Source organism: Halorhodospira sp. 9621, assembly GCF_022228055.1.
Lineage (GTDB): Bacteria > Pseudomonadota > Gammaproteobacteria > Nitrococcales > Halorhodospiraceae > Halorhodospira > Halorhodospira halophila_A.
In genome coordinates this window covers 1-8,200 of record NZ_JAJNRD010000053.1, presented here as the reverse complement: position 1 = coordinate 8,200, position 8,200 = coordinate 1, and the positions used below count along the sequence as shown (strand labels likewise).

The window sequence follows — 8,200 nt, the reverse complement described above, 5'->3', positions numbered from 1 at the left end:
TTTTATCGGCCGCCTCTTTCCGCAGACAGGTTCACACCCAGGGGACGCCTTCTTCTTTCAAGATTTTATCGTTACAGGCCGCCGCTTAACGAAATGTCCTCACTTACTCACACTTCCACACAGAAAATGCCACAAAATGGCTTAAGCGCTGTATTACTGCTCGCTCTTTTCTGTTTATGGATTAACAACATACCGTTTTTAACGGGCGAGAACACAGGAAAACAGCTTGCTACGGTTGGGTTAATCGGGTGCGCACTAATAATACTGCTATTTTTCCGACCACACTTAACCCTTAAAGGTGCTATACCCTTTTTCTTCTTTGCCTACTTAGCATACACAACCGCAGTCAACTATTTCGTTGGATTATTCAACGAACCCCCTCTAGTGTTTCGGGACTTCGCGGACCCTGTAAGAATTGCTGGCTTGCTTATCTTTCTTCTTTTAGGGGCTGCCTCCTCTCTTCAAGTACAGCCCAGGCACTTGCGCATCTTTTTATACTTTTATATTGGAGTGACATTTGCGCTCCTGTTTGAGTGGATCCTTTCAACTCCCCTCGTACCCCATTTCTTCGACCTCTATATCACAAGGGGCGGACGTTTTTCTCATACCATGACCTCAGTAAATTACGTCTGGGTCACCTCTCTGCTTGCGCTGTGGGCGGCATTCCTTTTGCTGCTGAAGCGGGAAGGCCTCTTCGATCTACCGGTCATCTCCCTCACATTGGCTTTATCTATTTTGTCTCTCACCTTATCCGGAGGTCGCTCTGCAATCGTTGGTTTTGTGGCAGCATTTTTTGTATTGCTATATTTTTTTTTGCGGCACACTGAACCGCGGCGCCTGGTAGCTATATTTCTTTCTTTTGCTCTATTGATAACGTTTTCTTTTGCCGTGTTTGACCTTGCTGTCCTCGAACGAAGCATCAACCGACTGAACGAGCTGTTTAGCTTGCTTCAGGTACGAAACCCGGCCGAAGTGCCGGCTCTTGATGCTCGAATAGCACACTGGCAAACCACATGGCCTATTATCAATGATCGCTTAGTATTCGGACACGGCAGTGCCCGAGCCGGCACAGATATATTTGACAACACTTACCTAATGACCCTTTATAGATATGGTCTAATTGGGTTGGCACTAGAATGTTTAATCTTTATAAGTATGCTTGGGATAGCCATATCTCGATTCCACTCTCACCCTGGCGCCCCGCTTGCGCTCGCCTTCTTACTCGCACTGCTTTTAAACGGTATTACATCCACCCCAATGCACGAACTAAAAACGCCCTACATTTTCGCTTTTTTAGCTGGATGGCTTTGCGTCACCTCCCCCAAGTGCGTATTCCAGACCAAGGTTGCCACTGATTCCAGACGAAGCCTGCCACCCATTCCACGGGAACGCTGCCACTGATTCCACGGCAACGCTGCCACCCTGGCAGGCCGGCGGAGTCACCCCATCGACAGCGACCGGCGCGGGATAACCAAACGGTACTCTGAGCCTTTTCATCCGGAGGGGGCCAGATGCCGGCGAAGAGGTTATCCATGCGTAAAATCAAAGAAGTCCTTCGCCTGAAGTGGGAGCGAGGGCTGAGCAATCGCCAGATTGCGGCAGCCTGCGGCGTGAGCCGTCCCACCGTGAGTGAGTACCTGCGCCGTGCGACCGAGGCCGGATTGAACTGGCCCTTGCCAGAGGATCTCGACGAGGCAGGTGTGGAGCGGTTGTTGTTTCCACCGCCACCAGAGCTGCCGGCTCAGGCCCGAGGAGTCCCGGACTGGCACCAGATCCACGAGGAACTCAAGGGCAAGCACGTCACCCTGTTCCTGCTCTGGCAGGAGTACCGCCAGGGCAACCCTGAGGGGTATCAGTACAGTTGGTTCTGCGAGCACTACCGGGCCTGGCAGGGCAAGCTGGACCTGGTGATGCGTCAGGACCACCGAGGCGGCGAGTAGCTGTTCGTGGACTATGCCGGCCAGACGGTGCCGGTGATTGACCGCACCACCGGGGAGATCCACGAGGCGCAGATCTTCGTGGCGGTGCTTGGGGCCTCCAACTACACCTATGCCGAAGCCACCTGGAGCCAGACCCTGCCGGACTGGATCGGCTCGCACACCCGTGCCTTCACGTTCCTCGGCGGTGTGCCGGCGCTGGTGGTTCCGGACAACCTCAAAGCCGGTGTCAGCAAGGCCCACCGCTACGAGCCGGATCTCAACCCGACCTATCAGGACATGGCTGCCCATTACGGGGTCGCCATCGTCCCAACGCGGGCGCGGAAGCCCCGTGACAAGGCCAAGGTCGAAGGAGGTGTGCTGGTCGTCGAGCGCTGGATCCTGGCGGCGCTGCGCCACCGCCAGCACTTCTCCCTCGGGCAACTCAACGCCACCATCCGCGAGCTGCTGGCCAGGCTCAACAGCCGCCCCTTCCGCAAGCTGCCCGGGTGCCGGCGAGAGCACTTCGAGCAACTGGACAAACCGCTCCTCCAGCCCCTGCCATCAGAGCCGTATGTCTACGCAGACTGGAAAAAGGCCCGGGTGCACATCGACTACCACGTGGCCATCAACGGCCATTACTACTCGGTCCCCTACACCCTGATCAAAAAAGAGGTGGAGGTGCGGATCACCCACAACACCATCGAGTGCTTCTATCGGGGCAGCCGGGTCGCGAGCCACTGCCGCTGCGACCAGAAGGGTCGCCACACCACCGTCGCTGCGCACATGCCCGAGTCCCATCGCCAGGCGGGTGAGTGGACACCGCAGCGCCTGATCGCCTGGGCGGCCAAGACCGGGCCGGCGACCGAGAAGCTCATACGCACCGTCCTGGGTGCCCGCAAGCACCCACAACAGGCCTATCGCCCCTGTCTGGGCATCCTGAGGCTGGGGCAGAGCTATGGCGACGAACGCCTGGAAGTGGCCTGCCAACGCGCCCTGGTGTTGGGGAGCTGCCGCTACAAGAGCATCGAGTCCATCCTCAAACACCGCCTGGACCAGCAGCCGCTGGAAGAACAACAGGAGCTGGCCTTACCCGAGACCCACGACAACATCCGTGGCCCGGCCTACTACCACTGAAGGAGTCCCACATGCTCAACCATCCCACTCTCGACAAGCTCCAGACCCTCAAGCTGACCGGCATGGCCGCCGCTCTGGCGGACCAGTCGGCTACCCCCGACATCACTGATCTAAGCTTCGAGGAACGCCTCGGGCTACTGGTCGACCGGGAGATGACTGAACGGGAGAACCGGCGCATGACCAGCCGCTTGCGCCGCGCCAAGCTGCGCCACAACGCCATGCTCGAAGACCTGGACTACCGTAACCCACGCGGCCTGGACAAAGGGCTGATCCAGTCACTGGCAAGCTGCCAATGGGTCAAGGAGCACCTCAATGTACTGATCACCGGCCCCACCGGGGTGGGGAAGACCTGGCTCGCCTGCGCCCTGGCGCACAAGGCCTGCCGGGAGGGCTACACCGCGCAGTACGTGCGCCTGACCCGGCTGCTCCGGGAGCTCGTGATCGCCAAAGGCGATGGCCAGTACGCCAAGCTGCTGGGCAACCTCGCCAAAGTGGACGTGCTCATCCTCGATGACTGGGGACTGATGAAGCTCAGTGCCGAGAACCGGCGGGACTTGCTGGAGGTGCTGGAAGACCGCCACGGCCGCCGTTCCACCATCGCCACCAGTCAACTTCCCATCGAGGAATGGCACGGCGTCATCGGTGACCCCACCCTGGCAGACGCCATCCTCGACCGCCTCGTCCACAACGCCTGCAAGATCACCCTCAGGGGTGAATCCATGCGAAAACGCCACGCCACGTTGACGGGCACTGCGCCTTCGGAGTAAGAAGAGAAACCCCGCGTCGCTACGCTCCGATGGGTGGCAGCTTTGCCCCGGTCCGGGTGGCAGCCTTCACGTGGAATCGGTGGCAACCTTCAGCGGTTTACGCACCCAAGCTCCCTTGCATAAATGTAAAACCCAAAAAATAACCAATCGTTTATCGTCTACGCTTAAACGTTGTACGCCCATTATCAGTCGTATTACTACTTTTTTATCCGTCATGAGCCAACATGCCTAACGTACCTATGCGCATTGCATACATTTCTTTTGTCGATCTATCAGACCCATATGGGCCTGCCGTCAACGAAACACAATTTTTAAACGACTTGTCTGCACGTAATGATATTGAGCTCCTTGCTTGCGTTCCTAAGCCCAAACAGCACCTTAGCGAGATTTTCAACGAGATCCCGCTATCCTTTTTCACAATGAGCTCAGGACCTAGGCGTTTAATAGGATGGATTGAGAGTCGCTTTGGCGCTCTAACTCATAGAATAACCGATTTCCAACCTAGCCTGATTGTACTAAGACCGTCTCCTCTCTGCTTTAACGTTTTGCTTTTGCTCCGGAGGATCAATTGCCCATATGTGCTAAAGACGGCTGGACATGGAACCGCGTGGCCGCCAAAAAACACGCGCCCCCCCCTTTCCCAAGCTCTGCGGTCCGTAGATAAACAAATTAAACACTCTATATATCGCAACGCTTCTGTAATAGACACCGTCAGCACACCGCAACGTGACAGCATCATAGAAAACCACTCTCTTCCACCAGAGAAGGTTATTGTTCTCGACAACGGCGTCGATGTAAGTCTCTTCACACCGGAGGCTCGACGCTCCGCTCGCCATAGCCTCGGTTTGAGTGAAGAAGATCGCGTAATTGGTTATGTCGGCAACTATCCAATGAGCAGGGGCGGAAAGGAAATTATAGATGTGCTTGCTGAGTTACGTAATTTACACGGAATAAAAGGAGTCATCGTCGGAGACGGAGGAGAAGCCACCAAATGTCAAGATTACGCTGACTCAAAGGGCGTTTCCGATGATGTTAAAATCCTGGGCGCTCAACCTTTTGATAGGATGCCGGAGATGATCCCGGCGCTCGACATCGGATTTTCGATCAAAAAAGGCAGAGAGCAAGAGTCCTCTGAGCTTAAGGTTAGACAATACTTGGCCTGTGGTTGCTTAGTCGTAGGCAGCAAAGGTAGCAACGACTTCCTAAGAGATAAGCCGTTCGCACGAGTGCTGTCTGAAAACGAAACCAAGACCATCACAAAAGCCACTCAAGACTTCTTGCGATTGGAACGTCAGAATTTTCTAGAGCTTCAAACAGCGGCTAGACAATTCGCAGAGAATAACCTTTCCGTCTACTCTCGAAACAACACGAGGCTTAACATTTGGAAAAAATTCTTGTCGTGATTTGGTCGGTCCTGAAAAACTCGCAACGCACTGATCGAACGCGGGTTATGGGCCCTTGAGGGCGGCTGGGATCACCGGGTTTTGGTATCCTGGGATTCGAAACCTTGCAAACTTGGACGGCTGTGATGGGGCCCAAAGAGGTCCCTTCGCGGATCGTGTGGGTGACAGCAGCTTGCGGCAGGGTAGTCGGCCGCCGGCGTGACCCTATATGTTGTGCCTCGCCGTCTTGACCAAGCGAGGAGCTGCCATGGCCACCGAGCACGCCCTGTTCACCGCCGCGTTGGGGCTGAGCGCGCCCTGGGAAGTCAGCGACATCCGCTTCGACGCCGAGGCCAAGCGCATCGACTTCGATGTCACCTTCGCCAGCGGTAGCCGCTTCGCCTGCCCGGCCTGCGGCGCTGAGGGGCAGCCCGTGCCTGACACCCGTCAGCGCACGACGCAGCACCTGCATTTCTTCGAGCACCAGGCCGTCGAAGGTCTTCCATTCTGGACAGCGGCGCGGGGTGGACACCCGGCGCCTGCGTCGGGAGTTGCGCCGACGCTCGGCGGTAGAGGCGGTGATCGGCCACATGAAGACCGATGGGCGCATGGACCGGTGCCGACTCGAAGGCCGCCTGGGTGATGCGATGAATGCCGTACTGGCCGCCGCCGGGCACAACATCCGGCTCCTGCTGCGGGCCATGCCACCCGACTTCCACAGTTAGTCGGCCTCACAACCCCGGGTTTTCGCACGTAACGCGTTGATTTTACTGAACAGTGGTAGCTTTCGCCGGACAGTCCTTGTTGTGACACGCACCAACGTCGGGCGCTCTTCATCATTGAGATCTGAGCTGATACCGTGGTGTACCTGTCCGCTTGATCCCGTCTGGATAGCCCGGAGCGGCCGCTGCAGTCTGAGCAGACTCGCTTATGCGGCCTGAGGATCGCTCCAGTGGTAGGGCAGCAGTTCCCGGATGCGGTTGGCGGGGTGATCCTGGATGCGCTCGAGCACGTCCTCGAGGTAGCGCCGGACGTTGACCCCGTTCTGCTTGCAGGTCTCGACGATGGTCACCGGAGTTCCACAGCCATGGGCCTAACTACCTGATTCGCCGTACCCGCAAGGGCCGCGAATGTCACAACGCCGGCTTCAGCCCGGGCGCTGAGGCACGTCCACGCCGAGTTCCTCGAAGAGCTCAAGCTGCTCTTGGGTCGGCTTGGTAAAGCCCTCGTGTTCCTGGCCGGCGAGATGCACCTGGTGATGCTGAATCCGGCGCAGCACCTGAAGGGCTCTCTGCGGGGAGTAGATACTCCCGGATGCCTTGAGGCGCTGGCGTATGATCCTGTGCAGGACAAGGGCCAGAAAGCAGATCATTGCGTGGGCGCGGATACGCTCGGGCAGGCGATGGTAGACAGGCGCGATCTGGATGTCGCTCTTGAGCACGCGGAAACCGCGCTCAATGTCCGCAAGGGCCCGGTATCGATCCACGATCTCGGTCGCCTCGTGCTCCTGAAGGCTCGTGACCAGAAGGAGCTTGCCGTCAAGACGCTCAGCGGCGGCCCAGGCCTGCTCATCGATGTCATAGCGGAAGTTCTCGGCACCAAGATCGGCCTTCACGATGCTTGAGAGCCGGTTTTGCACGATCTGCTGATGGAACCGTCGATGAGCGCTTCGGTCGGTAGACCGACGACCGCGGCCGGGTTTGCCGGCATCCTGGTTGTCGAGTCGACGGGCGAGCGCCTCTCCGAGCTGGTCCAGCCGGTGCACCTTGTGTCGGCGCGCAGCGCTCTGCTCGACGGCTCGCTCCGGGTTATGGGCAACCACAAGACGGCGGCCCTGCCAGGTCGCCTCCGTTACGGCTTCCTCGTCCTTGGTCGTCGCCTTTTCCTCGAGCTTCGGGTGGAGTTCGGCCATCAGGTCCGTGAACTCCGCGTATCGGCGAGCAGGCACCGCAAGGATATAGTCGACGGCCAGCCCTTCCTGCTCGGCGAGGGCCTCCAGGGTGTCGACGTTGTCGATGCTGAGAAGCCCACGGTCAGCGACCACCACCACGCGCTTGAGCGGGAAGCGGCTGAGCAGGCGCCGGAGCATGGGAGTCAGGGTGCGTGTCTCGGCGACATTGCCCTCGAAGACCTCATGGGCAATAGGCAATCCCTCCGCTGTCTGCACGACCCCGAGGGCGAACTGACGGTCGACGCCGCCGAGATCCTTGCTGTGCCCGTATCGGCGCAGATCGTCGGCGACCTCGCGCTCGCCGTGAATCCGGACCGTCGTCAGATCCCAGAAGACGACACTGAGCTCCTGGTCGAGTAACGGCTTGAGCTGCGCGGCAATCGCTTCCTCCGCACGGGCGGAATGGGTCATCAGCGCGTCCATGGCGCGCAGCAAATGCTCATGGTGGAGCTGCTCAGTGTCCAGCCCGGGGACTCTGACGTCCTCTTGAAGCCAATCGAGAACACCGCGCTTACTCCGAGGCGCGGAAAGGCGATTGAAGACCATGGCCCGGATTAGCGCCTCGGCGTCGAACTCCCGTCGCGACGAGCGCAGCGCTTTGCGCAGGGCCTGGTCGAGGCCGAGTTCATGCCAAAGCTGATGAAGCGCCCAAAGGTCGCCGAAGGAACGAGCACGCCGGAACTCCGGCCCGCTGTCCTCGTTTCGCGAGCGCCCCACGGCGCGCTCAAGCCCTTCGATGATGCCATCGACCTGGTCATCGCTGAGCTGATCCGCTCGCCCGAGATTGGCGACGGTGCGCTGCTTCACGCGGCCATCGGCGTCGCGATAGCCCTCCACAAGGCGGACGTAGCGACGCGGACCGGATCGGACGACTCGCACATACATGCCACCACGATAGCAGCCGGTGAGAGCGCCATAAAGTGCTCGCCACTACGATGCGTGTCACAACAGGCCCAACCAGCCGGAGCCGAACCCCTTCCAGCGGGATCAGAGCGTTACGTACACGAACCCGGGGGTTTAGCGGCACTCAGCTGTGGAAGTCGGGTG

The 8,200-nt window shown here is 58.6% G+C and carries 5 protein-coding genes and 2 pseudogenes; 5 read left to right on the top strand and 2 right to left on the bottom strand.

The window, feature by feature from the left end:
* From LRF89_RS12725 to LRF89_RS12705, 5 genes and pseudogenes are all read left to right on the top strand, one after another.
* Positions 1–1,401 (top strand): O-antigen ligase family protein (locus LRF89_RS12725; protein ID WP_238637297.1); only part of this gene is annotated, 1,401 nt, incomplete at its 5' end.
* 110 nt (positions 1,402–1,511) lie between these two features.
* Positions 1,512–3,053, top strand: a pseudogene (gene istA, locus LRF89_RS12720) (IS21 family transposase).
* 11 nt (positions 3,054–3,064) lie between these two features.
* A complete protein-coding gene (gene istB / locus LRF89_RS12715; RefSeq protein ID WP_238637296.1) occupies positions 3,065–3,820 on the top strand; it encodes an IS21-like element helper ATPase IstB in 756 nt (251 codons plus the stop codon).
* Positions 3,821–4,044: 224 nt separating this feature from the next.
* The gene (locus LRF89_RS12710) at positions 4,045–5,223 is read left to right on the top strand and encodes a glycosyltransferase family 4 protein (RefSeq protein WP_238637295.1); all 1,179 of its coding nucleotides are present in this window, start codon (positions 4,045–4,047) and stop codon (positions 5,221–5,223) included.
* A gap of 473 nt (positions 5,224–5,696) precedes the next feature.
* Positions 5,697–5,897, top strand: a pseudogene (locus LRF89_RS12705) (transposase); the annotation flags it as partial.
* A gap of 233 nt (positions 5,898–6,130) precedes the next feature.
* Here LRF89_RS12705 and LRF89_RS12700 read toward each other — a convergent pair.
* Both LRF89_RS12700 and LRF89_RS12695 read right to left on the bottom strand, forming a co-directional pair.
* The gene (locus LRF89_RS12700; protein ID WP_238637294.1) at positions 6,131–6,274 is read right to left on the bottom strand and encodes a transposase domain-containing protein; all 144 of its coding nucleotides are present in this window, start codon (positions 6,272–6,274) and stop codon (positions 6,131–6,133) included.
* Between the two features lie 75 nt (positions 6,275–6,349).
* Positions 6,350–8,038, bottom strand: coding sequence for an IS1634 family transposase (locus LRF89_RS12695; RefSeq protein ID WP_238637293.1), 1,689 nt, complete (start codon positions 8,036–8,038; stop codon positions 6,350–6,352).
* Positions 8,039–8,200 lie beyond the last annotated feature (162 nt).